Here is a 26,525-nt window from a genome sequence, read left to right as displayed (position 1 = left end):
GTACGGCCGGGAACGACGGCAGCAGCCGACCGGACGGACTAGGACGATCGCCGAGCGCCCATCGGTTTCCCCGAAAGGCTCCGCTCGTATGACCGTTCGCACCGCCGCCTTCCTCTCCACCACCGTCCTCGCCCTCCGCCGCGCCGGCTGCGTCTTCGCCGAGGACGAGGCCCGCCTCCTGCACGAGGCCGCCGCCACCCCGGACGAACTGTCCTCGCTCGTCGAGCGCCGCGCCGCCGGACTTCCGCTCGAACACGTCCTGGGCTGGGCGGAGTTCGGCGGACGCCGCTATGCGGTGGACACAGGCGTCTTCGTGCCCCGCCGTCGTACGGAGTTCCTCGTGGCGCAGGCCGCCGCCCTCGCTCCCCGGCGGGCCGTCGTCGTCGACCTCTGCTGCGGTTCCGGCGCGCTCGGCGCCGCCCTGGCCGCCGTGTCGGACGCCGCCGAACTGCACGCGTGCGACGTCGAACCCGCCGCCGTACGGTGCGCCCGGCGCAACGTGGGCGAGCTGGGGCACGTGTACGAGGGCGACCTCTTCGACCCCCTCCCGAACACTCTGCGCGCCCGGGTCGACGTACTCCTCGCCAACGTCCCCTACGTCCCCACCGACGACGTCGCCCTGCTGCCCGCCGAGGCCCGCGTCCACGAACCGCGCGTCGCCCTGGACGGGGGCGGCGACGGCCTCGACGTCATGCGCCGGGTCGCCGCCGGGGCGCCGGACTGGCTCGCCCCCGGCGGCAGCCTGCTCGTCGAGGCGAGCGAGCGGCAGCGGGAGAGGGCGGTCGAGATCCTGCGGGCCGCCGGACTCGCCCCCCGGGTCCTGGTCTCCGAGGAGCTGTACGCCACCGTCCTGGTGGGGACCGCCGGCGCCCGGACCGGGGCAGCGGGGGCCGGAAACGGCACGGCCCTGCCCCGCACGGCGGGGACCACACCGCTCGCGGGGCCCGCCGCCACCCCGAACCCGCCGCCACAGGACTAGGCTCGGAGAGCTGTGACGCGGCCACGTGGCCGCGCCGCCGCGACACCAGGCTAGGCAGTTCGGTTCGGCTGGCAGGAGAGCACGGGATGACGACCGCGCCGGGGCGCAGGAGCAGCACGTTCACCAGGCTGCTGCGGCACGGATTCACCGACCCCTCCGCCGCCGAGCAGCTCCTCGACCTGGACGCGCTCGCCTCCGTACGGTCCGATCCGGTCCTGCTGGAGGCGCTCGGGGCGACCGCCGACCCGGATCTGGCCCTGCGCGGGCTGGTCCGGATCGCGGAGGCGGGGGAGGAGGGCGACCGGCAGATGCTGCTCGACACCCTCGTCACCGCCAAACCCCTGCGCGACCGGCTCCTCGGGGTCCTCGGCGCCTCCGAGGCGCTGGGGGACCACCTGGCGCGGCACCCGCGCGACTGGCAGACGCTCGTCACGTACGAGGCGGCCGACCTGCACCCGGGCGTCGCCGAGTTCGAGCACGGGCTCGCCGGCGCCGCCGACCCCGACGCGCTGCGGGTCGCCTACCGCCGGTGCCTGCTCACCCTCGCCGCCCGGGACGTCTGCGGGACCACCGGCCTCGCCCAGACCGCCGCCGAACTGGCCGACCTCGCCACCGCCACCCTGCGCGCCGCCCTCGCCATCGCCCGTACGGCCGCCCCCGAGGACGCCGCGCAGTGCCGGCTCGCCGTCGTCGCGATGGGCAAGTGCGGCGGGCGCGAGCTGAACTACGTCTCCGACGTCGACGTCATCTTCGTCGCGGAGGCGCGCGAGGGGGTCGACGAGACCAAGGCCCTGCAGGCCGCCACCCGGCTCGCCGCCCATCTGATGCGGATCTGCTCCGAGACCACCGTCGAGGGCGCCATCTGGGAGGTCGACGCCAACCTCCGCCCCGAGGGCCGCAACGGGCCGCTGGTGCGCACCCTCAGCTCCCACCTCGCCTACTACCAGCGCTGGGCCAAGACCTGGGAGTTCCAGGCCCTGCTGAAGGCGCGCGCGGTGGCCGGCGACCCCGAGCTGGGCGCGGAGTACGTGGACGCCGTGTCCCCGCTGGTCTGGCAGGCCGCCGACCGCGAGAACTTCGTCCCCGACGTGCAGAAGATGCGCCGCCGCGTCGTCGACAACATCCCCGCCGACCGGATCGACCGGGAGCTGAAGCTCGGACCCGGCGGCCTGCGGGACGTCGAGTTCGCGGTACAGCTGCTCCAGCTGGTGCACGGCCGCAGCGACGCCTCCCTGCGCAGCGGCTCCACCCTGGAGGCGCTGCGGGCGCTCGCCGAGGGCGGGTACGTGGGGCGCGCGGACGCCGCCCAGCTCGACGAGGCGTACCGCTTCCTGCGCGCCATGGAGCACCGCATCCAGCTCCACCGGCTCCGCCGCACCCACCTGGTCCCCGACGACGAGGCGGACCTGCGGCGGCTCGGCCGGTCGCTCGGGATGCGCACCGATCCGGTGGCCGAGCTGAACAAGGCGTGGAAGCGGCACGCCTCCGTCGTACGGCGGCTGCACGAGAAGATCTTCTACCGGCCGCTGCTGGACGCCGTCGCCCAGCTCGCCCCCGGGGAGACCCGGCTCAGCGCGAAGGCCGCCGCGATCCGCCTGGAAGCCCTCGGGTACGCCGACCCCGCCGCCGCCCTGCGGCACCTGGAGGCCCTCTCCTCCGGGGTGACCCGCAAGGCCGCCATCCAGCGCACCCTGCTGCCGGTGCTGCTCGGCTGGTTCGCGGACTCCGCCGACCCGGACGCCGGGCTCCTCGGCTTCCGCAAGGTGTCCGACGCGCTCGGCAAGACCCCCTGGTACCTGCGGCTCCTGCGGGACGAGGGCGCCGCCGCGGAGAACCTCGCCCGGGTCCTCTCCGCCGGCCGCCTCGCCCCGGACCTGCTCATGCGGGCCCCGGAGGCGGTGGCGATCCTCGGCGACCCGGAGGGGCTCACGCCCCGCACCCGGACCCACCTGGAGCAGGAGGTGCTGGCCGCGGTGGGGCGGGCCGGGGACGCGGAGTCGGCGGTCGCGGTGGTGCGCGGGGTGCGCCGCCGGGAGCTGTTCCGTACCACGGCCGCCGACCTCATCGGCTCGTACGGCACCGAGGACAACCCGGCCGAACAGGACCACGGGGCCCTCGTCGACCGCGTCGGCTCGGCCGTCACCGACCTGAACGCCGTCACCATCGCGGGCGCGCTGCGGGCCGCCGTACGGGAACGGTGGGGCGACACCCTGCCGACCCGGTTCGCCGTCATCGGCATGGGCCGCTTCGGCGGACACGAGCTGAGCTACGGCTCCGACGCGGACGTCCTCTTCGTCCACCAGCCGCGCGAGGGCGTCAGCGACGAGGAGGCGGCCAAGGCCGCCAACGCGGTCGTCTCCGAGATGCGCCGACTGCTCCAGCTGCCGACCGCCGACCCGCCGCTGCTGATCGACGCCGACCTGCGCCCCGAGGGCCGGACCGGGCCGATGGTGCGCACCCTGAAGTCCTACGACGCCTACTACCGGCGCTGGTCGCTGGTCTGGGAGAGCCAGGCCCTGCTGCGGGCCCAGCCGGTGGCGGGCGACGCGGAGGTGGGCCGCGCCTTCGTCGAGCTGATCGACCCGCTCAGGTACCCGATGGAGGGCCTCGGCGAGGACGCCGTACGCGAGATCCGCCGGCTCAAGGCGCGCATGGAGTCCGAGCGGATGCCGCGCGGCGCGGACCCCACGCTCCACGCGAAGCTGGGGCGGGGCGGGCTGAGCGACGTCGAGTGGACCGTGCAGCTGATGCAGATGCGGCACGGATGGGCGGAGCCCGGGCTGCGCACGACGCGCACGCGCGAGGCGCTGGCCGCCGCCTGCGCCGCGGAGCTGATCCCGGCGGAGGAGGCGCAGACGCTGGACGAGGCGTGGGTGCTGGCGTCCCGGGTGCGCAACGCGGTGATGCTGGTACGGGGGCGGCCGGGCGACACGTTCCCGTCGGAGTCGCGGGAGCTGGCGGCGGTGGGGCGCTACCTGGGGTACGAGCCGGGGCACGTGGGGGACATGCTGGACGACTACCGGCGGATCACCCGGCGGGCCCGCGCGGTGGTGGAGGAGCGGTTCTACGGGGCCGGGGCCTAGGTGTATTAACTCGCAGCGGCGGTGCCCCCGCCCCGCCCCTCAGGCGCCGGCGGGGCGGGGAGGCGGGGAGGCGGGGCGGCATCCGGTCGAGCCGGGGTCCCTAGGCCTTGGGGGCGGTGGTCGCCGCCGGTTCCGGGGCCTGGCGTGGCAGAGCGGTGGCGCGGAGGGCGGTCAGGCGGCTCCGGCGGTCCGGAACCCACCTCGGCAGGTGCTGCGGCAGCGCCCCGTACCAGGCGCGGGAGACCGCGTACCCGAAGGCGAGGCAGACCATGCCGCCCACCGCGTCCAGCCAGAAGTGGTTGGCGGTGGCCACGATGACGACCAGGGTGAGCGTCGGGTAGAGCAGGCCCAGGATGCGGGCCCAGGGCGCCGAGGCCAGGGCGAAGATCGTCAGGCCGCACCAGAGGGACCAGCCGATGTGCATCGAGGGCATCGCCGCGTACTGGTTCGACATGTTCTTGAAGTTGCCCGAGGCCATCGAACCCCACGTCTCGTGCACGAGCACGGTGTCGATGAAGTTCGCGCCGTTCATCAGCCGGGGCGGCGCCAGCGGGTAGAGGTAGTAGCCGAGCAGCGCCACGGCCGTCGTCGCGAAGAGGACCAGCCGCGTCGCCGCGTAACGGCCCGGATGGCGGCGGAACAGCCACACGAGGACGCCGATGGTCACGACGAAGTGCAGCGTCGCGTAGTAGTAGTTCATCGACACGACCAGCCACGTCACGGAATCGACCGCGTGGTTGACCGTTTCCTCGAAGGCGAGGCCGAGCGACTTCTCCGCCGACCAGATCCAGTCCGCGTTGCGCAGCGCCTGGGCCTTCTGCTCGGGGACCGCGTTGCGCACGAGCGAGTACAGCCAGTAACTGACCGCGATGAGCAGGATCTCGAACCAGAGCCGGGGGCGGCCGGGCGTCCGCAGCGAGCGGAAGCGCTCCGTCCAGCCGGACTTCCCGGAAGCCGGGGGAGCGGCGGAGGGCCCGGTGGCGGTATCGGCGACCGCCTCGGCCGGGATGGGTGAAGAACCGGCCGCCGACCGGTCTTCCTGCGCTGTCACCTGTGTTTCACCCATAGGCAGAGAGTCTTCCATAGAGGTGTCCCCGCCCTCGATCATCCTCCGGTCGGGTTCTCGTCGCACTTCCTGCGCCTCAAGGACGAGGGGGCGACCCCGGGCCGCCTCCGGGTCCCGAGGCGGTCGAACCGCGGACCACCAGCTCGGGCATGAAGACGAACTCGCTGTGCGGGGCCGGGGTTCCGCCGATCTCCTCCAGCAGCGTGCGGACGGCGGCCTGGCCCATCGCCGTCACCGGCTGCCGGATCGTCGTCAGCGGCGGGTCCGTGAACGCTATGAGCGGGGAGTCGTCGTAGCCCACGACGGAGAGGTCGCGCGGCACGTCCTTCGACAGCCGGCGGGCGGCCCGGATCGCCCCGAGCGCCATCATGTCGCTCGCGCACACCACCGCGGTGCAGCCGCGCTCCAGCAGGGCGGAGGCGGCCGCCTGGCCGCCCTCCAGCGTGTACAGGGAGTGCTGGATCAGCTCCTCCACCTCGTCCGGCGCGAGCCCGAGCTGCTCCCGCACCGTCGCGTGGAAGCCCTCGATCTTGCGGAGTACGGGGACGAAGCGCTTCGGGCCGACCGCCAGGCCGATGCGGGTGTGGCCGAGCGCCACCAGGTGCGTCACCGCCAGGCGCATCGCCGCCCGGTCGTCCGGGGAGATGAACGGCGCCCGCACCTTGGCGGAGAAGCCGTTCACCAGGACGAAGGGGACGCCCTGGGCGCGCAGTTGCTCATAGCGCTGCATGTCGGCGGAGGTGTCCGCGTGCAGTCCGGAGACGAAGATGATGCCGGAGACGCCCCGGTCCACCAGCATCTCGGTGAGCTCGTCCTCGGTGGAACCGCCGGGGGTCTGGGTCGCCAGGACCGGGGTGTAGCCCTGCCGGGTCAGGGCCTGGCCGATGACCTGGGCCAGCGCGGGGAAGATCGGGTTCTCCAGCTCCGGCGTGATCAGGCCCACCAGCCCCGCGCTGCGCCTGCGCAGCCGCACCGGGCGTTCGTAGCCGAGGACGTCGAGCGCCGCGAGGACGGATTCGCGGGTGGTCGCCGCGACTCCGGGCTTGCCGTTCAGGACCCGGCTGACCGTTGCTTCGCTGACCCCCGCCTGAGTTGCGATATCGGCAAGCCGTGCGGTCATGGACGGGACTGTACCGGGCCCGTCCCGGATTGCCCACCGTGTGCCGGGCGGTCCGGAGGAGGGGTGCGGAGGGCTTTTCGGCAACCTCTTGCAAGGAGTTGCGGCGGGGGATCACGCTCTGCGTTCGGGGGGTCGCGCGATGGCCGCACCCCGTCCCGCCTGCCTTTGCCGGTGGTGGGCGTGGGTCGTCAAGAGGGTTGACGGCAACCTTGAGGACACGCCAATGTAACGATCACCAGCGCTTGCAGAAATCTTCCGCAAAGTCTTTCGGTCGTCTTTCATCCTTGTTACGTTCACGTCGACCCGGCGCCGCGACGGAGCGGTACGGCAGTTGAAGGAGTTCAGATGCGACGTGGCATAACGGCCACCGCCTTGGTCGCGGCCCTGGCGCTCGCGGCGACCGCCTGCGGCAGCGACGACGAGTCCGGCGGCGGCAAGAGCTCGGGCGAGCTCTCCGGCACGGTGACCTGGTGGGACACCTCCAGCGTCGGCAGCGAGGACAAGGTCTTCAAGAAGCTGGCCGAGGGCTTCGAGAAGCAGCACCCGAAGGTCGACGTCAAGTACGTCAACGTGCCCTTCGGCGAGGCGCAGAACAAGTTCAAGAACGCCGCCCAGGCCGGCGACGGCGCCCCCGACGTGATCCGCTCCGAGGTCGCCTGGACGCCGGACTTCGCCAACCTCGGCTACCTGGCCCCGCTGGACGGCACCGCCGCCCTGAAGAACCAGGACGACTTCCTCAAGCAGGCCGTCGCCTCGACGAAGTACGACGGCAAGACCTACGCCGTCCCGCAGGTCATCGACTCCATGGGCGTCTTCTACAACAAGAAGATGTTCAAGGAGGCCGGCGTCGACGCGCCCGCCGACCTGGCCGACCTCAAGACCGTCGCCAAGAAGATCAAGGACAAGACCGGCAAGACCGGCCTCTACCTGCGCGGCGACGACCCGTACTACTTCCTCTCCTTCCTGTACGGCGAGGGCGGCGACATGGTCGACGCCGCCTCCAAGACCGTCACCGTGGACAAGCCCGAGGGCGTCAAGGCGTTCAAGGCGGTCAAGGAACTGGTCGACGACGGCACCGCGAAGACGGATGCCTCGGACGGCTGGGAGAACATGATGCAGTCGTTCAAGAACGGCGACGTCGCGATGATGATCAACGGCCCCTGGGCCGTCGCCGACACCCTGACCGGCAAGGAGTTCACGGACAAGGACAACCTGGGCGTCGCCCCGGTCCCGGCCGGCTCCGCCGCCCAGGGCGCCCCGCAGGGCGGCCACAACCTCGCCGTCTACGCGGGCTCCAAGAACCTCGACGCCTCGTACGCCTTCGTCGAGTACATGACCTCCGTGGACAGCCAGGCCACCGCCGCCGGCGAGCTGAACCTGCTGCCGACCCGCACCTCCGCGTACGCCAAGAAGGAAGCGGTCGACAGCGAGATCGTCGGCTTCTTCAAGCCGGTCGTCGAGACCGCCGTCGAGCGCCCCTGGATCCCCGAGGGCGGCAGCCTCTTCGAGCCGCTGCGCGTCGAGTACACCAAGGTCCTCACCGGACAGACCACGCCGGAGAAGGCCGCCAAGGCCACCGGCGACTCCTACCGCAAGCTCCTGAAGGACTGGAAGTAACAGGAAGGTTGGCCGACTGATGGCTGTCCACACCAGCCAGTCGGTGGTGAAGGCCGCGGGCGAGAACACCGCCCGCGGCCGGAGCCGCGGTACTGGCACCCCACCACCGACCCCCGGCCGCCTGAGGCGGGCCCTGTCGGTCCACTGGTACGCCTGGGCCATGGTCGCCCCGGTCGTCGTCGTGATCGGCGTGATCATCGGCTATCCGCTGGTCCGCGGCGTCTACCTCTCGATGACCGACGCCGACGAGCGCAACGTCGCCCGCTCCATCGGGGTCAACGAGATCCCCGCCACCTACGAGTTCGTCGGCGCCGACAACTACGTCGACGCCCTGACCGGCTCGCAGTTCCTCGGCACGCTCGGCTGGACACTGGTGTGGACGGTCTCCTGCGTGAGCGTCACCTTCGTCCTCGGCATGGCCCTGGCGAACATCCTCAACCGCCGCATCGCCGGACGCTCCGCCTACCGCATGGCCCTCATCCTGCCCTGGGCCATCCCCGGCTTCGTCTCCGTCTTCGCCTGGCGCTTCCTCTACAACGAGGAGCGCGGCCTGCTGAACAAGATCCTCGGCGGCGCCGGCATCGACGCCGTGCCGTGGCTGAACGACCCCGGCTGGGCCAAGTTCGCGGTCATCGCCGTCAACGTCTGGCTCGGCATCCCGTTCATGATGGTGGCCCTCCTCGGCGGACTCCAGTCCATCCCCTCCGAGCAGTACGAGGCGGCCGAGATGGACGGCGCGACCGCCTGGCAGCGCTTCCGCCACATCACGCTGCCCGGCCTGCGCCCGGTCTCCACCACGGTGGTCCTGCTCTCCACCATCTGGACCTTCAACATGTTCCCGGTGATCTTCCTGCTGACCCGCGGCGGACCCGGCGAGGCCACCCAGATCCTGGTGACCCAGGCGTACAAGTTCTCCTTCGAGATCAGCCCGCGCGACTACGCGCAGTCCTCCACGTGGGGCGTGCTGATCCTCGTACTCCTGATGCTCTTCGCCGTCGTCTACCGGCGAGTCCTGCGCTCCCAGGGAGACAACTGGTGACCACCGCGACCGAAACCCCCGCCCGGCACGCCGTGCGCAAGGTCCGGCTGCGCGGCGAGCGCTCCCCGCTCGCCTCCGTCGGCCTGCACCTCACCCTGATCACCGCCTCGGTGATCGCGGTCTTCCCGGTGCTGTGGGTCCTGCTGACCTCGCTCAAGCCCGCCAAGTACGCGACCACCACGGACTTCTTCCGCGAGACCACGTTCGTCAACTACACGAACCTGATCCGCGACACCGAGTTCCTCAACTGGTTCGCCAACTCCGTGATCATCTCCGCGCTCTCCACCGTGATCGGCGTCTTCACCGCCGCCACCACCGGATACGCGGTGAGCCGGTTCCGCTTCCCCGGCAAGCGCGGGCTGATGTGGACGCTGCTGATCACCCAGATGTTCCCGGTCGCCGTCCTCATCGTGCCGATCTACAACATCATGTCGAGCCTGGGGCTGCTCAACCAGCCCGCCGGCCTCGTCATCACCTACCTCACCATCTCGGTGCCGTTCTGCGCCTGGATGATGAAGGGCTTCTTCGACACCATCCCCCGTGAGATCGACGAGTCGGGCGAGGTCGACGGCCTCACCCCGTTCGGCACCTTCTTCCGGCTGATCCTGCCGCTGGCCAAGCCCGGCCTCGCGGTCACCGCGTTCTACTCCTTCATCACCGCCTGGGGCGAAGTGGCCTACGCCTCCGCCTTCCTGGTCGGCGACGAGAACCTCACGCTGGCCGGCGGACTCCAGAAGTTCGTCAACCAGTACGGAGCCCAGTGGGGCCCCATGACCGCGGCCTCCGTGCTCATCGCCATCCCGGCCGCCCTGGTGTTCCTCTTCGCCCAGAAGCACCTGGTCACCGGCATGTCCGCCGGAGCCGTCAAGGGCTGAGCGGGCTCCCGGCCGCCCGCACCAGCCCCCGTACGCACCACCGCATTCGTCACGGCGGCGCCGAAAACCCGGACCCGGTCACCGGCGCCGCTTCCCACCCAGACACCCCAGGGACGACATGACCCAGCACCTCGCTGCCCCCTCCACCGGCACGTTTGACGACGCCCCGGGCCACCGCACCGGCTGGTGGCAGGACGCGGTGATCTACCAGGTCTATCCGCGGAGCTTCGCCGACGGCAACGGCGACGGCATGGGCGACCTCGCCGGTGTCACCGCCCGCCTCCCCTACCTGAAGAAGCTGGGCGTCGACGCGGTCTGGCTCAGCCCCTTCTACGCCTCCCCGCAGGCCGACGCCGGGTACGACGTCTCCGACTACCGGGCCATCGACCCGATGTTCGGCAACCTCCTGGACGCCGACGCGCTGATCCGCGAGGCCCACGGCCTGGGACTGCGCATCATCGTCGACCTGGTCCCCAACCACTCCTCCGACCAGCACGAGTGGTTCAAGCGCGCCCTAGCCGAGGGCCCCGGCTCCGCCCTGCGCGAGCGCTACCACTTCCGCCCCGGCAAGGGCGCTGACGGCGAACTCCCGCCCAACGATTGGGAGTCCATCTTCGGCGGCCCCGCCTGGACCCGTACGGCCAACCCGGACGGCACCCCCGGCGACTGGTACCTTCACCTCTTCGCCCCCGAGCAGCCCGACTTCAACTGGGAGCACCCGGCCGTCGCCGACGAGTTCCGCTCCATCCTGCGCTTCTGGCTCGACATGGGCGTGGACGGCTTCCGCGTCGACGTCGCCCACGGCCTCGTCAAGGCCGAGGGGCTGCCCGACCTCGGCTCCCACGACCAGCTCAAGCTCCTCGGCAACGACGTCATGCCCTTCTTCGACCAGGACGGCGTGCACGAGATCTACCGCAGCTGGCGCACCATCCTCGACGAGTACCCCGACACGATGGGGGCCGGAGGGCCTTCCTCAGAAGGGCGGCGGAGGGCGGCGGGCGGGCGGATCGCCGTCGCCGAGGCGTGGACCCCGACCGTCGAGCGCACCGCCCACTACGTGCGCCCCGACGAGATGCACCAGGCGTTCAACTTCCAGTACCTCTCCACCGCCTGGGACGCCGCCGAGCTGCGCAAGGTCATCGACTCCTCGCTCGACGCCATGCGCCCGGTCGGCGCCCCCACCACCTGGGTGCTCTCCAACCACGACGTCACCCGGCACGCCACCCGGTTCGCCAACCCGCCGGGCCTGGGCACCCAGATCCGCACCCCCGGCGACCGCGAACTCGGCCTGCGCCGCGCCCGCGCCGCCACCCTGCTGATGCTCGCCCTGCCCGGCTCCGCCTACGTCTACCAGGGCGAGGAGCTCGGCCTGCCCGACGTCACCGACCTGCCCGACGAGGCCCGACAGGACCCCTCGTTCTTCCGCGCCGAGGGCCAGGACGGCTTCCGCGACGGCTGCCGCGTCCCGATCCCGTGGACCCGCGAGGGCACGTCGTACGGCTTCGGCGACGGCGGCAGCTGGCTCCCGCAGCCCGCCTGCTGGGGCGAGCTGTCCGTCGAGGCGCAGACCGGCGTGGAGGGCTCCACCCTGGAGCTGTACCGGGCCGCCATCGCCGCCCGCCGCGACCACCCGGGCCTCGGCGCGGGCACGGACGTCGAGTGGCTGGACGCCCCCGAGGGCGTCCTCGTCTTCGCCCGCCCCGGCTTCGTCTGCACCGTCAACACCACCGGCGCCCCGGTCCGCGTCGCCGCCCGCGGCCGGGTGCTGCTCGCCAGCTCCCCGGTCACCGTGGACGGCGCCGAGGCCGAGCTGCCCGCCGACACCACGGTGTGGTGGACGGTGTGACACTGCCCGCGCCCAGGGCCGGCACGGCGCCGCGCCTCTCCGACATCGCCGGACAGGCGGGGGTCAGCGAGGCGACGGTCAGCCGGGTGCTGAACGGGAAGCAGGGCGTCGCGGACTCCACGCGCCAGCGGGTGCTCGCGGCGCTCGACATCCTGGGCTACGAACGCCCGGTACGGCTGCGGCAGCGCAGCGCCGGGCTGATCGGCCTGGTGACGCCCGAACTCACCAACCCGATCTTCCCGGCGTTCGCCCAGTCCGTCGAACAGGTGCTGGCCGGCCACGGCTACACCCCCGTGCTCTGCACCCAGCTTCCGGGCGGTGCGACCGAGGACGAACTGGTCGAGCAGCTCGTGGAGCGGGGCGTCGGCGGCATCGTCTTCCTCTCCGGACTGCACGCCGACACCTCCGCCGACCCGGCGCGGTACGCCGCGCTCACCGAGCGCGGCGTGCCGTTCGTCCTGATCAACGGGTACAACGAGCGCATCAGCGCCCCGTTCGTCTCGCCCGATGACAACGCCGCCGTACGGATGGCCCTCCAGCACCTCGCCGACCTCGGCCACCGCCGGATCGGCCTGGCCATCGGCCCGCAGCGCTACGTCCCCTCCCGCCGCAAGCGCGAGGGGTTCCTGGAGGCCGCCGCCCCGGTGCTCGGCATGGACCGCTCCGAGGCCGAACTCCTGGTCTGCTCCACGCTGTTCAGCGTCGAGGGCGGCCAGGTGGCGGCGGGCGCCCTGCTGGACGCGGGGTGCACGGGCATCGTCTGCGGCAGCGACCTGATGGCCCTCGGCGTGGTCCGCTCCGCCCGGGGGAGGGGGCTCGACGTGCCCCGGGACGTGTCGGTCGTCGGCTTCGACGACTCGCAGCTCATCGCGTTCACCGACCCGCCGCTGACCACGGTGCGCCAGCCCGTGCAGGCGATGGCGGCGGCCGCGGTGGGCGCCCTGCTGGAGGAGATCGGCGGGAGCCCGGTGCAGCGCACGGAGTACGTCTTCCAGCCGGAGCTGGTGGTACGGGGCTCGACGGCGGCGGTCCGCGCGTAGGCGGGGGTGCGGGGCACACGCACAGGAGAGGCACCAGGAGTCGGCCCAGGGAGGGCCGGCGGGGAGTTGCAGCGACTCCGGGTGCCTCTCTTGTCGTGACCGGCCCGGCCGGCCGGGCGCGTGGAGTCCGGGCCCCGCGGACGGGACCAGGCCCCCCGGCCGACCGGACCGGAGTCGCATGCAACGTAACAGGCCCGCAATATCTTGCGAAAGAGTTTGCAGCGAGAAAACGGCTCCGTTTCATGGATGTGAGCGGGAGATGTCCAAAGGGTTGACCGGTGACGGGCGGCCTCGTACGGTCTGCTGCGCGGCAAGGTTGCATTCTTGCAGCAAGAACCTTCAGGAGCCTTGAGGGCAGGGCGCGTTGCCGACTGAGGCTGCACCGTCACCCGCGTTTCCCCCACCCGCAGGAGGAAAGACATGGCACGCAGGCCCCTGTCTGCCGCGCTCGCCCTCGTGGCCGGCGCCGCCGCCCTCGTCGTCCCCACCGGATTCGGCGCCGCGCCCCCCGCGCAGGCCGCCGCTCCGGGCGACAAGGACGTCACCGCCGTGATGTTCGAGTGGAAGTTCGCCTCCATAGCCAAGGCGTGCACGGACGCCCTCGGTCCGGCGGGCTACGGCTACGTCCAGGTCTCGCCGCCCCAGGAGCACATTCAGGGCGGCCAGTGGTGGACGTCCTACCAGCCCGTCAGCTACCGGATCGCCGGCCGGCTCGGCGACCGGGCCGCCTTCTCCGCCATGGTCGACACGTGTCACTCGGCGGGCGTGAAGGTCGTCGCCGACGCCGTCGTCAACCACATGGCGGCGGGCGACGGCACCGGCACCGGCGGCTCCGCGTACACCAAGTACGGCTACCCGGGCCTCTACTCCGGCGCCGACATGGACGACTGCCGCTCCCAGATCGGCAACAACTACGGCGACCGCGCCAACGTCCAGAACTGCGAACTGGTCGGCCTCGCCGACCTGGACACCGGCGAGGAGTACGTGCGCGGCAGGATCGCCGGCTACCTCAACGACCTGCTCTCGCTGGGCGTGGACGGCTTCCGCATCGACGCCGCCAAGCACATGCCGGCCGCCGACCTGGCGAACATCAAGTCCCGGCTGAGCAAGCCGGACGTCTACTGGAAGCAGGAGGCCATCCACGGCGCGGGCGAGGCCGTCTCGCCCTCCGAGTACCTCGGCACCGGGGACGTGCAGGAGTTCCGTTACGGGCGGAGCCTCAAGCAGGTGTTCCTCAACGAGAACCTGGCCCACCTGAAGAACTTCGGCGAGGGCTGGGGCTTCATGGAGTCCGGGAAGTCCGGCGTCTTCGTCGACAACCACGACACCGAGCGGGGCGGCGACACCCTCACCTACAAGAACGGCTCGGCCTACACCCTGGCCAACGTGTTCATGCTCGCCTGGCCCTACGGCTCCCCGGACGTCCACTCCGGCTACGAGTTCGCCGACCACGACGCCGGACCGCCGAACGGCGGCCAGGTGAACGCCTGTTACAGCGACGGCTGGAAGTGCCAGCACGCCTGGCGCGAGATCTCCTCCATGGTCGGCTTCCGCAACGCCGCACGCGGGCAGGGCGTGACCGACTGGTGGGACAACGGCGGTGACCAGATCGCCTTCGGCCGGGGGACCAAGGCGTACGTGGCCATCAACCACGAGGGTTCCGCGCTCACCCGCACCTTCCGGACCTCGCTGCCCGCCGGTGACTACTGCGACGTCCAGTCCGGCAAGGGCGTCACCGTGAACGGCTCGGGCCAGTTCACCGCCACCGTCCCGGCCGGCGCCGCCGTCGCCCTGCACGCGGGCGCCCGCACCTGTTCCGGGGGCGGCACGAACCCCGGGACCGGCTCCTCCGGCGCCTCCTTCGGCGTCACCGCCACCACGCAGCCCGGCCAGAACATCCACGTCACCGGAGACCGGGCGGCCCTCGGCGACTGGAACCCGGCGAGCGCACCCAAGCTCGACCCGGCGGCGTACCCCGTCTGGAAGCTGGACGTGGCCCTGCCCGCCGGGACCACGTTCGCCTACAAGTACGTCCGCAAGGACGCCGCCGGAAACGTCACCTGGGAGAGCGGCGCCAACCGCACCGCCACCGTCCCGGCCTCCGGCAAGGTCGCGCTGACCGCCGACGTCTGGCGCGGCTGACCCCTGCTCCAAAGGCGGGCCGGTGGCGCTGCCACCGGCCCGCCTCCGCACCGCACCGCCCGCCACGCGGCCCGCCTCACGGCCCCATCGACCCACCCCTCGACCGACCCATCACGCCCCGAGGAGCACCCTCCGTGACCCGAACCACCCTGAGACGAGGGGCGGTGGCCGTCCTGTGCGCGGCACTGCTGCCCGTCGTCCCGGCGGCCACCGCCGCCGCGTCCCCCCGGCCGCCGGCCCCGCCCTCGGACGCGCAACTCGCCCGTGAGGCGGCCCGGCACGACCTCACGCGCGAGCAGTTCTACTTCGTGCTGCCCGACCGCTTCGCCAACGGCGACCGCTCCAACGACCGGGGCGGGCTGACCGGTTCACGTCTGGAGCACGGCTACGACCCCACCGACAAGGGGTTCTACCAGGGCGGCGACCTCAAGGGCCTGACCCAGAAGCTCGACTACATCAAGGGCCTCGGCACCACCGCCATCTGGATGGCGCCGATCTTCAAGAACCGGCCCGTCCAGGGCGCCGGCAAGGACGCCTCGGCCGGCTACCACGGCTACTGGATCACCGACTTCACCCAGGTCGACCCGCACTTCGGCACCAACGCCGACCTGGAGAAGCTGATCGACAAGGCCCATGCCAAGGGCATGAAGGTCTTCTTCGACGTCATCACCAACCACACCGCCGACACCGTCGACCACGCCGAGAAGGCCTACGGCTACAAGCCCAAGGGCGCCTACCCCTACCTCGACCGGGACGGCCGCCCCTTCGACGACCGCGACGGTGTGCGGAAGGTGGACCGGGACTCCTTCCCGTACACCCCGGTCCAGGCCCCCGGCACCGCCGCGAAGGTGCCGTCCTGGCTCAACGACCCGACCATGTACCACAACCGGGGCGACTCCACGTGGGCCGGGGAGTCCAACGAGTACGGCGACTTCTCCGGGCTCGACGACCTGTGGACCGAGCGCCCCGAGGTCGTGAAGGGCATGGCGAGGATCTACCAGAAGTGGGTCCGCGACTTCGACATCGACGGCTTCCGCATCGACACCGTCAAACACGTCGACCTCGACTTCTGGACCCAGTGGGCCACCGCGCTCGACGACTACGCGGCCAAGCGCGGCCGGGACGACTTCTTCATGTTCGGCGAGGTCTACTCCGCCGACACCGAGATCACCTCGCCCTACGTCACCCGCGGCCGGCTGGACTCCACCCTGGACTTCCCCTTCCAGGACGCCGCCCGGCAGTTCGCCTCCCGGGGCGCGCCCGCCGACAAGCTCGCCTCGGTGTACGGGAACGACTACCGCTACACCACCGACAAGGCCAACGCCTACGAGCAGGTCACCTTCCTCGGCAACCACGACATGGGCCGCATCGGGACCTTCCTGAAGCAGGACAACCCGAAGGCCGACGACGCCGAGCTGCTGAAGCGGGCCCGGCTCGCCAACGAGCTGATGTTCCTCGGCCGCGGTAACCCGGTCGTCTACTACGGCGACGAGCAGGGCTTCACCGGGGCGGGCGGCGACAAGGACTCCCGCCAGACCCTCTTCGCCTCGAAGACCGCCGACTACCTCGACGACGACCGGCTCGGCACGGACCGCACCCACGCCTTTGACGCGTACGACACGAAGCACCCGCTCTACCGCTCCATCGCCGCGCTGGCGAAGCTCACCGGGGAACACCCGGCGCTGCGCGACGGCGTCCAGATCGAGCGGTTCGCGGAAGGCTCGGTGTACGCCGTCTCGCGCATCGACACCCGGCGCCCGTACGAATACCTCGTCGCCTCCAACAACGGCACGAGCCCGAGGACGGTCCAGCTCGCCACCGAGTCGGCCGGCATGGACTTCCGTACCGTGTACGGCGGTTCGGAGACGGTCCGCAGCGGCGAGGACAAGAAGGCCGCCGTCACCGTGCCCGCCCTCTCCAGCGTCGTGCTGAAGGCGGACCGGGCCGTGGGCGCCCCCGCCGCCGCGCCCGCGCTCTCGCTGAAGGCCCCGGCCGCCGGCGCGACCGGCACCGTCGAGATCACCGCCGACGTGGACGGCGGACAGCTCAACCGGGTCGTCTTCGCCGCCCAGGTCGGCAACGGGAAGTGGCAGACCCTCGGCTCGGCCGACCACGCCCCCTACAAGGTCACTCAGTACCTCGACGGGACGGTGAAGGCGGGCACCCCGCTGCGCTACAAGGCCGTCGTCGTCGACCGGACCGGCCGCACCTCCGGCGCCCTCGCCTCCACCACCGCCGGGCAGGCCTCGCCGACCCCGAAGCCCGTCGCCGTCGAACGCGACCGGGCCGTCGTCCACTACCAGCGCCCGGACGGCGACTACGCCGGCTGGCAGCTCAAGTCCGGTGAGAAGACGGCCGACTTCATCGGGCGGGACGCCTACGGCGCGTTCGCCTGGATCGATCTGGAGAAGGGCGCCGACTCCGTCGCGTACACCGTCGAGAAGAACGGCACGGCGGACGGGCCGCGGCGGACCATCGACCTCGGCGCGACCGGACAGGTCTGGATCGAGCAGGGCAAGGACGGCCAGACGGCCGAGGCCCCCGAGACCCCGCCGCAGGACACGACGAAGGCGGTCCTCCACTACCACCGCCCGGACGGGAACTACGACGGCTGGGGGCTGCACACCTGGGCCGGGGCGAAGGAGCCCACCGACTGGGCCGAGCCGCTCATGCCGGTGAAGAAGGACGCCTACGGGGTCACCTTCGAGGTGCCGCTCGTGGACGGGGCCACCACGCTCAGCTACATCCTGCACAAGGGCGACGAGAAGGACCTGCCCAGCGACCAGTCCCTCGACCTCGCCACCTACGGGCACGAGGTCTGGATGCTCGGCGGCAGGCCCGGCTACCTCCTCCCGCAGACCGGCGGCGGCGCGGCCCCCGACCTGTCGAAGGCCGAGGCGCAGTGGATCGACGCGGACACCGTGGTCTGGAAGGTGAAGACCACCGACGCCACCAGCCAGCAACTCGTGTACGCCGAAAAGGGCGGGATCTCCGTCGTCGACGGGGCGCTCTCCGACGAGGGGCGATGGCTGCGGCTCGCCCCGGCCGCGCTGAGCGACGCCCAGAAGGCGAAGCACCCGCACCTGAAGGACTACCCGGCGTTCACCGTGGACGCCCGTGACCGCGACCGCGTCCGGGAATCCCTGCGCGGCCAGATCGTCGCCACCCAGCGCGCCGCCAACGGGGCCCTGCTCGCCGCCACCGGCGTCCAGACCGCGGGCGTCCTGGACGACCTCTACGGCCGCGAGGCCGCCTCCGCCCAGCTCGGCCCGGTCTTCCGGAAGTCGACGCCGACGCTCTCCGTGTGGGCTCCCACCGCCCGGACCGTCGCCCTCGAACTCGACGGCCGCGCCGTCCCGATGAAGCGCGACGACCGCACCGGCGTCTGGTCGGTCACCGGGAAGAGGAGCTGGCAGGGCAAGCCCTACCGGTACGCCGTGACCGTGTGGGCCCCCACCGTCCAGAAGCTCGTCACCAACAAGGTCACCGACCCCTACTCCACCGCCCTGACCGCCGACTCCGCCCGCAGCCTCGTCGTCGACCTCACCGACCCGAAGCTCGCCCCGCGCGGCTGGTCCGGCCTGAGAAAGCCCGCCGCCGCCCCGCTGCGGGACGCCCGTATCCAGGAGCTGCACGTCCGCGACTTCTCCATCACGGACCGCACGGCCGAGCACCCCGGTGAGTACCTGGCCTTCACCGACACCCGCTCGAAGGGCATGCGGCACCTCGAGAAGCTCGCCGACTCCGGCGCCAACTACGTCCACCTGCTGCCCGTCTTCGACATCGGGACCGTCCCGGAGAAGAAGAAGGACCAGGCGAAGCCCGGCTGCGACCTCGCCGTCCACGCCCCCGACTCCGAGAAGCAGCAGGAGTGCGTGAGCGGGGCCGCCGCCCAGGACGGCTTCAACTGGGGCTACGACCCGCTGCACTACACCGTCCCCGAGGGCTCCTACGCCTCCGACCCGGACGGCACCGCGCGCACGGTCGAGTTCCGGCAGATGGTCCAGGGCCTCAACCGGGCCGGACTGCGCACCGTCATGGACGTCGTCTACAACCACACCGTCGCCTCCGGGCAGGACGACAAGTCGGTCCTCGACAGGATCGTGCCCGGCTACTACCAGCGGCTCCTGGAGGACGGCACGGTCGCCACCTCCACCTGCTGCGCCAACACCGCGCCCGAGAACACCATGATGGGCAAGCTCGTCGTGGACTCCGTCGTCACCTGGGCGAAGGAGTACAAGGTCGACGGCTTCCGCTTCGACCTGATGGGCCATCACCCCAAGGACAACATCCTCGCCGTCCGCGAGGCGCTCGACTCCCTCACCCCCGCGAAGGACGGCGTCGACGGGAAGAAGATCATCCTGTACGGGGAGGGCTGGAACTTCGGCGAGATCGCCGACGACGCCCGCTTCGTCCAGGCCACCCAGAAGAACATGGCCGGCACCGGCATCGCCACCTTCTCCGACCGGGCCCGCGACGCCGTGCGCGGCGGCGGCCCCTTCGACGAGGACCCCGGCGTCCAGGGCTTCGCCTCCGGCCTCTACACCGACCCCAACGCCTCGCCCGCCAACGGCACCCGCGCCGAGCAGAAGGCCCGGCTGCTCCACTACCAGGACCTGATCAAGGTCGGCCTCACCGGCAACCTCGCGGACTACACCTTCACCGACAGCTCCGGGCGCACCGTCAAGGGCTCCGGCGTCGACTACAACGGGGCGCCCGCCGGTTACGCGGCCGCGCCCGGCGACGCCCTCGCCTACTCCGACGCCCACGACAACGAGACCCTCTTCGACGCCCTCGCCTTCAAACTCCCGGCCGGCACTCCGGCCGCCGAGCGGGCCCGGGCCCAGGTGGTCGCGATGGCCGCCTCCGCCCTCTCCCAGGGGCCCTCGCTCTCCCAGGCGGGCACCGACCTGCTGCGCTCCAAGTCCCTGGACCGCAACTCCTACGACAGCGGCGACTGGTTCAACGCCCTGCACTGGGACTGCCGCGACGGCAACGGCTTCGGCCGGGGCCTCCCGCCCGCCGCCGACAACCGGGACAAGTGGCCCTACGCCAAGCCGCTGCTGGCCGCCGCCGGCACGATCGCCCCCCGGTGCGCCCAGATCGACGGGGCGTCCGCCGCCTACCGCGACCTGCTCACCATCCGCGCCACCGAGAAGGAGTTCTCCCTGAGCACCGCGGACCAGGTCCAGTCCGCGCTGTCCTTCCCGCTCTCCGGCACGGACGAGACCCCCGGCGTGATCACGATGCGCCTCGGCGCCCTGGCCGTCGTCATCAACGCCGCGCCGGACACGGTCGAACAACGGCTGGCCGCGCCGAAGGGGAAGACGTACGCGTTGCACCCGGTCCAGGCCGAGGGCGCGGACTCTACGGTCAAACGAGCCAGGTACGACAGGAAATCAGCCACTTTCACCGTTCCGGGACGCACGGCGGCCGTCTTCACCCTGCGTTGAGGTCCCACCGCACTACGGTGACGGCAGACGTCGGCGACGGAGCCGCGACCGCCGCCCCGGCCCACCGGGCCGGTCCCGCTCGCCCCACCCGGGGCGGCGGGGCCGGCCCGGTGCGCGTGGCGGGGCCCCGCCCGGGGCGGTCGGCCCGCCGGCGCATCCTGATCCAGCGCGCGGACGGTGACGATGACCACGGTGGGACACCTCCCCGAGGAGACGAGCAGCTTCGTCGGGAGGCGGGCCGAGCTGGCCCGGCTGCACACCGCGTTGACCACGCACCGGATGACCACCCTGATCGGCCCCGGCGGCGTCGGCAAGACCCGGCTCGCGCTCCGGGCCGCCCGCGCCGCGGCCGGCCGTTACGCGGACGGCGCCTGGTGGGCCGACCTCTCCCCGCTCCCCGACCACGGGCTGCTGCTCCCCACCGTCTCGGACGCGGTCGGGCTCGCGGACCACGGCCTGCGGATGCCCGTCGAGGCGCTCTGCGAATGGCTTGAGGACAAACACCTCCTGCTGGTCCTCGACTCCGCCGAACACCTCCGCGCCCCCTGCTCCCACCTGCTGGCGGAGATCCTGACCACCTCGCCGGGGCTGACCGTCCTGGTCACCAGCCGGCAGCCGCTCGGCACCCGGGGCGAGCACGTCGTCGCCGTGCCCCCGCTCCCGGTCGACGGCGCGCCCGACGCCCTCCAGCTCTTCACCGACCGGCTGCGCGCCGCCGACCCCCGGGCCGGGCTCGACGCCCCCGGCGACGAGGAGGCCGCCGCCGGGATCTGCCGCCGCCTCGAAGGCATCCCGCTCGCCATCGAACTGGCCGTCGCGGGCATGGGCCGGCACAGCGTGGCCCAGCTGGCCGCCCGGATCGGCAGCCGCTTCGACGGGTCGGGCGGCGCCCTCGGCACGCGGGGCGCGTCCGACCCGGCCGGGCCCCCGGACGGCGACGGCCCGGCAGCGTCCGCACCCGCCGTCTCCTTTGCCCCTCCCCCGGACGCCTCCGCGCCCGCCCCCGCCGCCTCCCGGTTCGACCTCCTCGCCGACGCGACGGCGTGGCCCCGCCGCCACCGCACCCTGCGCACCGCCATCGGCTGGTCGCACGAGCTGTGCACCCCGCTGGAACGCCTCCTGTGGGCCCGCCTCACCCCGCTGCGCGCCGACTTCGACGCGGCCGTGGCCCGCGAGGTCTGTGCCGGGGGCCCGCTCACCGGGGAGGAGGTGGACCGGGCGCTCCAGGGCCTCGTCGCCCAGTCCGTCGTCCAGCGCGACGGCGACCGCTACCGGATGCTGGACACGCTGCGCGAGTACGGCCGGATGTGGCTCACCGAACTGGGGGAGGCCCGCGCCGCCGCCGACCGGCACGCCGCCGGCTTCCTCCGCCTCGCCCGCCGCGCCCACGAGGGATGGACCGGGCCGGACCAGGTGTCCTGGTACCACAAGGTGTCCGACGCCCACCTCGACCTGTGCGCGGCCCTGGAGCACCTGCTCGTCCACGACGTCGCCGGGGCCCAGGAGATGGCGGGGCGGGTCGGCTTCTTCTGGGCCTGCTGCGGCCATCTCACCGAGGCCCGCGACTACGCGCAGCGCGCCCTGGACGCGGGCCCGGTCGAGGGGCCCGGCCGGACCGGGCTCCAGTGGGTCCTCGGCGTCGCCGCCCTGCTCCAGGGGGACTTCGCGACCGCCGAGAAGTACGGCTCGCTCTGCACCGCCGTCGCCCTGTACGACCGGGATGAGGAGGGCCTGCTCGGCGCGACGTACCTCTGCGGCCTCACCCGGCTGATGACGGGGGAGCCGGCGGCCGCCCTGGAGGCGGCGACGCGCGTCCTGCGGACGGCCGCCGGCGTCCCCGCGGACTCCGCCCACCGGCTGCGCTGCCGCCTCATCACCGTCTTCGCGCTCACCGCGCTCGGCCGGCTCGCCGAGGCCGAGGCGGCGGCCGGCGCGCTGCGCCGGGCCTGCGAGCGCGCCGGCGAGTACTGGACCCGTTCCTACGCGGACTACCAACTCGCCCTGATCGCCCTGCTCCAGGACCGCCCGGCCGCCTCCGCCGCCCACGCCCGGTCGATGCTGGCGGGCAAGCACCGGCTCCGCGACAGTTTCGGCGTCGCGCTGGGCCTGGACCTCCTGGCCGCCGCCGTCGCCGCCCAGGGCGCGGGCGCGCACGCCGCCCGCATCTACGGCACCGGGCACGCGTACTGGCGCATGGTCGGCCATCCCCAGCGCGGAACGCCCGAGTTGGGACCGGTCCGCGAGACCTGTGAGCGCCGCGCGCGGGCGGCCGTCGGGGACGAGGCGTACCGGCGGGCGTTCGAGCGCGGCAGGTCGGACAACGCGGAGGTCGGCCTCGCGGCGGCCCTGCGCACCGATCTCCCGCTCTGAGCGGGCCGCCCGCGCCCCGGGCCGCCGCAACCGCCCCGCCCGAGCACGTCCCGCACGCCCCGGCCCGCCGCACCCGTCCCCGTCCCGAGCACGTCCCGCACGCCCCTGGCCGTCGCGCCCCGCGGGGGCCGTCCTCGTTTACCCGGGTCACCGTACGCGCCCCCCCGGACTACCCGGGCCCGCGCATTGCGAGTAAGGTTAGGCATACCTAAGTAACTGCTCAGGTGTCGCCGACCCCCCTGGGAGATCTCGGATGCGTCCTGCTCGCCCCCGCGCCACGCGGCCCACCCGCGCCGAACGCGTCCGGTCGATCCTGGCCGTCGCCCACTCCATGACGGTGATCAGCGACGGCCTGCACACCGAGGTGCGCCGCCTGGACGGCACGACCGCGATGGGCCACATCCACCTGCACGCCCCGGACGACGGCGGCCACGCGCCGAGCGCCGGACGCGTTCCGGCCCGCCTGGAGTTCACGGACATCGCCCCCGTCCCCGTGCGCGACCGGCTGCGCGCCCGCGTCACGGTCACCGGACTCCTCGCCGCCCCGTACGGCGCCGGCGGCGAGCGGTCCACCTGCATGGAGTTCGGGCAGGCCGTCCTGGAGGACGCGGAAGGGCGCACCTTCCTCACCCTGGAGGAGCTGGAGGAGGCGGAGACCGACCCGATCGCCGCGTGCGAGGCGGGCATGCTCACCCACCTGGTCGACGACCACGCCGAGCTCGTCCCGCTGCTCCTGCGCCTCGTCCACCCCCGCCCGGAGCGCGGGATGACCCGGGCCGTGCCGCTGGCGATGGACCGCTACGGGGTCACCCTGCGGCTCGAACACCCGCACACCCACGAGGACGTACGGCTGCCGTTCCCCCGCCCGGTCGCCGAGATCGACCAGGCGGGCCCGCAGATCCACGCCCTGCTGGCCGCCGCCCGCCGCGTCTCCCACCGCAACGGCCTGCCCGCCTGACCGCAGGCGTCGACCGTCAGCGCGGCAGCCGCTGCGCCGGTACGGCGGGTACGTCCGGGGCGAACGCCGAGAGCCGCGCCAGCAGCTCCCCGAACGGCCCGTCCTCCGGCTCCTGCGACAGCACCCGCAGCACGATGCCGGCCATCTCCCGGTCGTACGCGGCGCTCACGGCGGCGAGCGCCGCGAAGTCGTGCACCAGCTGCAACTCCAGCTCGGCGCGCGGAACCCGCCGCCCGTCCAGCCAGATCAGGGCCGTCGACTCGGCGAGGGAGACCCAGGAGCGGACCACCAGCTCCAGCCGGGCGGGCGGCTCGCGCACCCCGAGGTGGGTGATGATCTGCTCGTACGCGGCCTGCCGCACCCCGTCGATCATCGCGTTCGCCGTCGAGGACCCGACCGCGGGCCCGCCGCGCATCAGCGCCGAGAAGCCGGGACCGTGCTCGTCGACGAAGTCGAAGAAACGCCCCATCACCCGCAACAGACGTGCCCCCAGGGGGCCTTCGAGGGGCTCCAGGAAACGGGACGCCAACTCGTCGGCGGCCCGCCGCAGTGCCGCCTCGTACAGGCTCTGCTTGCCGGGGAAGTAGTGGTAGACCAGCGGACGGGAGATGCCCGCGGCGGCGGCGATCTCGTCGATCGACACGTCCTCGGGCGAGCGGCGGCTGAACAAGTCCAGCGCGACGCCGATCAGTTGCTGCCTGCGCTCGTCGACGCCCATCCTGCGCCGCACCCCGGTCGTCATGTCCGACAGCCTATCCGGGGTGCCCGCATATGCCCCACCGGCCCCGTGCGGTGTCCTGCCCCCCCCCGGGCGGGGGGACGCGAGCCCGGACCCGGCCGGCGGGGCATCCCCTACAGGTCCAGCACCAGGCGCTCGCCCCGGCAGCGCGAGACGCAGATCAGCATCGAGCCGTCCCGCTCGCCCTCGGTCAGCAGGTCGTCCCGATGGTCGATCTCGCCCTCCAGCACCCGCTGTCGGCACGTCCCGCAGAACCCTTGTCCACAGGAGTACGCGACATGGGGCGCGGCCGTGCGGACCGCGTCCAGCACCGACTGCCCGGCGGCCACCGGCACCGTACGCCTACTGCGCCGCAACTCCACTTCGAACGGCCCGGAACCGGCCCCCGCCCCACCCGCCGCGGCGGCCGTGAACCGCTCCAGGTGCAGCGCGCAGCCCTCGGGGAGCGCGGCGGCGACGGCTTCCATCAGAGGCTCGGGCCCGCAGCAGTGGACCGCGGTGCCCGGGGCGAGAGCGGCGAGCGCCCCCGCGACGTCCGGGTGCCCGGCCTCGTCCTGGGCGACCACCGTGACCCGCTCCCCGTCCGCGCCGAGCTTTTCGACCTCCTCCAGGAACGGCATCGAGGCCCGCGTCCGCCCCCCGTACAGCAGCCGCCACTCGGCCCCCGAAGCGGCCAGCGACCGCAGCATCGGCAGGACCGGGGTGATGCCGATGCCGCCGACGACGAAGAGGTGCGCCGGGGCGGCGGTCAGCGGGAAGCGGTTGCGCGGCCCGCGCACCTGGACCTCCCGGCCCTCCCGGAGCAGTTCGTGCACCTCCCGCGAACCGCCCCGCCCGTCCGCCACGAGCCGGACCGCCACCGTGTACGCCCCGGTGTCCTCCGGGTCGCCGCACAGCGAGTACTGCCGCACCCGGCCGGACGGAAGCACCAGGTCCAGATGGGCCCCCGGCGTCCAGGGCGGCAGACCGGGCCCCTCCAGCCGGAGTCGGACCACGCCGTCGGCGACCTCGGTCCGGTCGGTGACCAGCAGTCGGCGGACCGCCGTCGCGCGCCGCTGGGAGTGGCCCGATACCGGCTCGGGCAGGGCGGGCAGCGGCCACAGCGGGGACCGGGCGATCCGGCGCTTCAGCGCCCGCCGGGCGAGCAGGACCGCACCGGAGACCAGCACGAGGCCACGGAGACGGGGCAGGGCCACGGGTCAGGCCCCCTTCGCGGTCTCGGCCTCGGCGGCGCGCGCGGCGGGGGAGCGGGTCAGGTACTCCACGGCCTGGGCCGTACTGCCCTCCTGGGAGGGGTGGTAGGACCGGCTGAGATAGGTGGGGACGGACCGCAGGATCGCCCCGGTGGCCGGCAGCGTGCCCTGTTTCCCGCGCGCGTGGAACGCCTTGAGCGACGCCTCGCCCTCCGGCAGCGTCGGGTCGTTCTCCATGAAGAAGCGGATGCCGCGCTGCCACAGGAACACCAGCGCCGAGAACGCCGTCGCCCAGGTGCGCACCCGTCGCCGGTAGCCCCCGTCCACGTGCATGAAGACGTCGAAGGCCACCGACCGGTGCTCGACCTCCTCCGCCCCGTGCCAGCGCAGCAGGTCCATCATGGTCGGGTCCGCGCCCCGGCGGTCCAGCGCCTCGGCGTTGAGTATCCAGTCGCCCAGGAACGCGGTGTAGTGCTCGATCGCGGCGATCAGCGCCACCCGCTCCATCAGCCACCACCGCGAGGCCCGCCCCGGCGGCAGGGTCCGGTCCCCGAGCAGCTTCTCGAAGAACCAGTCGACCTGCGCGGTGTACGGGGTCGGGTCGAGTCCCAACTCCCGCAGGTGCGGCAGGACGTCGTCGTGCGCCTGCGCGTGCACGGCCTCCTGCCCGATGAACCCGATGACGTCCTCGCGGAGCCGGTCGTCGTGGATGTACGGGAGTATCTGCCGGTACACGTGGATGAACCAGCGCTCTCCGGCGGGGAGCAGCAGGTGAAGCACGTTGATGGTGTGCGTGGTGAACGGGTCGCCCGGCACCCAGTGCAGAGGGGTCTTCTCCCAGGCGAAGGACACCTTGCGGGCCTTGAGGTGCGTCCGCTCCGACGCGACCGCCGCTGGCTGCGTGTTAGACATGCCGTCAATGTACTGACGGGTACGCGGGGGGACCAGGGGTGTGCACCGACTTCCGCGCCCCGCTCGGTCGCGGAGATCCGAGCCGGACCGCCT

At 72.6% G+C, this 26,525-nt stretch carries 16 protein-coding genes; 11 read left to right on the top strand and 5 right to left on the bottom strand.

The genetic code is table 11. From position 1 onward, the window contains the following. The first annotated feature begins 88 nt into the window (after positions 1-88). Complete coding sequence (locus AMK24_RS16275; protein ID WP_079190533.1) at positions 89-979, top strand: putative protein N(5)-glutamine methyltransferase; 891 nt, start codon at positions 89-91, stop codon at positions 977-979. An 86-nt stretch (positions 980-1,065) separates the two neighbouring features. After that, positions 1,066-4,062: a bifunctional [glutamine synthetase] adenylyltransferase/[glutamine synthetase]-adenylyl-L-tyrosine phosphorylase gene (locus AMK24_RS16270; protein ID WP_073769457.1), complete on the top strand. Its 2,997-nt coding sequence runs from the start codon at positions 1,066-1,068 to the stop codon at positions 4,060-4,062. Between the two features lie 100 nt (positions 4,063-4,162). Here AMK24_RS16270 and AMK24_RS16265 read toward each other — a convergent pair whose 3' ends face one another. Both AMK24_RS16265 and AMK24_RS16260 read right to left on the bottom strand, forming a co-directional pair. Next, positions 4,163-5,128, bottom strand: a complete 966-nt coding sequence (locus AMK24_RS16265; protein WP_073769456.1) for a phosphatase PAP2 family protein — start codon at positions 5,126-5,128, stop codon at positions 4,163-4,165. A gap of 76 nt (positions 5,129-5,204) precedes the next feature. Then, the gene (locus tag AMK24_RS16260) at positions 5,205-6,248 is read right to left on the bottom strand and encodes a LacI family DNA-binding transcriptional regulator (protein ID WP_073769455.1); all 1,044 of its coding nucleotides are present in this window, start codon (positions 6,246-6,248) and stop codon (positions 5,205-5,207) included. Between the two features lie 345 nt (positions 6,249-6,593). Between AMK24_RS16260 and AMK24_RS16255 the strand changes: the two genes are divergently transcribed. The 9 genes from AMK24_RS16255 to AMK24_RS16215 all read left to right on the top strand — a co-directional run bounded on the left by AMK24_RS16255 (position 6,594) and on the right by AMK24_RS16215 (position 23,588). After that, positions 6,594-7,865, top strand: coding sequence for an extracellular solute-binding protein (locus tag AMK24_RS16255; RefSeq protein WP_073769454.1), 1,272 nt, complete (start codon positions 6,594-6,596; stop codon positions 7,863-7,865). A 19-nt stretch (positions 7,866-7,884) separates the two neighbouring features. Further along, positions 7,885-8,904: a carbohydrate ABC transporter permease gene (locus AMK24_RS16250; RefSeq protein ID WP_073769453.1), complete on the top strand. Its 1,020-nt coding sequence runs from the start codon at positions 7,885-7,887 to the stop codon at positions 8,902-8,904. After that, positions 8,901-9,779: a sugar ABC transporter permease gene (locus tag AMK24_RS16245; RefSeq protein ID WP_073769452.1), complete on the top strand. Its 879-nt coding sequence runs from the start codon at positions 8,901-8,903 to the stop codon at positions 9,777-9,779. Before AMK24_RS16250 ends, AMK24_RS16245 begins: the two co-directional genes overlap by 4 nt. 118 nt (positions 9,780-9,897) lie before the next feature. Beyond that, complete coding sequence (locus AMK24_RS16240) at positions 9,898-11,625, top strand: glycoside hydrolase family 13 protein (protein ID WP_073769451.1); 1,728 nt, start codon at positions 9,898-9,900, stop codon at positions 11,623-11,625. Next, on the top strand, positions 11,610-12,665 hold the full coding sequence (locus AMK24_RS16235; protein WP_073769450.1) for a LacI family DNA-binding transcriptional regulator: 1,056 nt from the start codon (positions 11,610-11,612) through the stop codon (positions 12,663-12,665). Before AMK24_RS16240 ends, AMK24_RS16235 begins: the two co-directional genes overlap by 16 nt. 420 nt (positions 12,666-13,085) lie before the next feature. Next, complete coding sequence (locus AMK24_RS16230) at positions 13,086-14,807, top strand: carbohydrate-binding module family 20 domain-containing protein (protein WP_073769449.1); 1,722 nt, start codon at positions 13,086-13,088, stop codon at positions 14,805-14,807. Positions 14,808-14,941: 134 nt separating this feature from the next. Continuing rightward, the gene (gene pulA / locus AMK24_RS16225) at positions 14,942-20,260 is read left to right on the top strand and encodes a pullulanase-type alpha-1,6-glucosidase (RefSeq protein WP_073769448.1); all 5,319 of its coding nucleotides are present in this window, start codon (positions 14,942-14,944) and stop codon (positions 20,258-20,260) included. Between the two features lie 183 nt (positions 20,261-20,443). Continuing rightward, the gene (locus tag AMK24_RS16220) at positions 20,444-22,630 is read left to right on the top strand and encodes an ATP-binding protein (protein WP_073769447.1); all 2,187 of its coding nucleotides are present in this window, start codon (positions 20,444-20,446) and stop codon (positions 22,628-22,630) included. Between the two features lie 253 nt (positions 22,631-22,883). After that, a complete protein-coding gene (locus AMK24_RS16215) occupies positions 22,884-23,588 on the top strand; it encodes a DUF2470 domain-containing protein (RefSeq protein WP_073769446.1) in 705 nt (234 codons plus the stop codon). Positions 23,589-23,604: 16 nt separating this feature from the next. Here the strand turns inward: AMK24_RS16215 and AMK24_RS16210 are convergent, their stop codons facing one another. The 3 genes from AMK24_RS16210 to AMK24_RS16200 all read right to left on the bottom strand — a co-directional run bounded on the left by AMK24_RS16210 (position 23,605) and on the right by AMK24_RS16200 (position 26,432). Further along, entirely contained in the window at positions 23,605-24,330 is a 726-nt protein-coding gene (locus AMK24_RS16210; protein WP_073769445.1) for a TetR/AcrR family transcriptional regulator, read from the bottom strand. Positions 24,331-24,440: 110 nt separating this feature from the next. Continuing rightward, positions 24,441-25,523 carry a PDR/VanB family oxidoreductase gene (locus AMK24_RS16205; RefSeq protein WP_073769444.1) on the bottom strand — a complete coding sequence of 361 codons (1,083 nt, stop codon included), beginning with the start codon at positions 25,521-25,523 and terminating at the stop codon, positions 24,441-24,443. Between the two features lie 3 nt (positions 25,524-25,526). Then, positions 25,527-26,432 carry a metal-dependent hydrolase gene (locus AMK24_RS16200; RefSeq protein WP_073769443.1) on the bottom strand — a complete coding sequence of 302 codons (906 nt, stop codon included), beginning with the start codon at positions 26,430-26,432 and terminating at the stop codon, positions 25,527-25,529. Positions 26,433-26,525: the final 93 nt, after the last annotated feature.

The sequence above is a fragment of the Streptomyces sp. CB02366 genome (genome assembly GCF_001905905.1).
Classification (GTDB): Bacteria; Actinomycetota; Actinomycetes; order Streptomycetales; family Streptomycetaceae; genus Streptomyces.
This window is presented reverse-complemented; position numbering and strand designations above follow the sequence as displayed.

Excerpts from the sequence above, each read along its gene's own strand:
- AMK24_RS16220 (WP_073769447.1), top strand. The coding sequence starts at position 20,444 with ATGACCACGGTGGGACACCTCCCCGAGGAGACGAGCAGCTTCGTCGGG.
- AMK24_RS16275 (WP_079190533.1), top strand. The coding sequence starts at position 89 with ATGACCGTTCGCACCGCCGCCTTCCTCTCCACCACCGTCCTCGCCCTC.
- AMK24_RS16270 (WP_073769457.1), top strand. The coding sequence starts at position 1,066 with ATGACGACCGCGCCGGGGCGCAGGAGCAGCACGTTCACCAGGCTGCTG.
- AMK24_RS16265 (WP_073769456.1), bottom strand. The coding sequence starts at position 5,128 with ATGGGTGAAACACAGGTGACAGCGCAGGAAGACCGGTCGGCGGCCGGT.
- AMK24_RS16250 (WP_073769453.1), top strand. The coding sequence starts at position 7,885 with ATGGCTGTCCACACCAGCCAGTCGGTGGTGAAGGCCGCGGGCGAGAAC.
- AMK24_RS16210 (WP_073769445.1), bottom strand. The coding sequence starts at position 24,330 with ATGACGACCGGGGTGCGGCGCAGGATGGGCGTCGACGAGCGCAGGCAG.
- AMK24_RS16200 (WP_073769443.1), bottom strand. The coding sequence starts at position 26,432 with ATGTCTAACACGCAGCCAGCGGCGGTCGCGTCGGAGCGGACGCACCTC.
- AMK24_RS16215 (WP_073769446.1), top strand. The coding sequence starts at position 22,884 with ATGCGTCCTGCTCGCCCCCGCGCCACGCGGCCCACCCGCGCCGAACGC.
- AMK24_RS16230 (WP_073769449.1), top strand. The coding sequence starts at position 13,086 with ATGGCACGCAGGCCCCTGTCTGCCGCGCTCGCCCTCGTGGCCGGCGCC.
- AMK24_RS16255 (WP_073769454.1), top strand. The coding sequence starts at position 6,594 with ATGCGACGTGGCATAACGGCCACCGCCTTGGTCGCGGCCCTGGCGCTC.
- AMK24_RS16260 (WP_073769455.1), bottom strand. The coding sequence starts at position 6,248 with ATGACCGCACGGCTTGCCGATATCGCAACTCAGGCGGGGGTCAGCGAA.
- AMK24_RS16240 (WP_073769451.1), top strand. The coding sequence starts at position 9,898 with ATGACCCAGCACCTCGCTGCCCCCTCCACCGGCACGTTTGACGACGCC.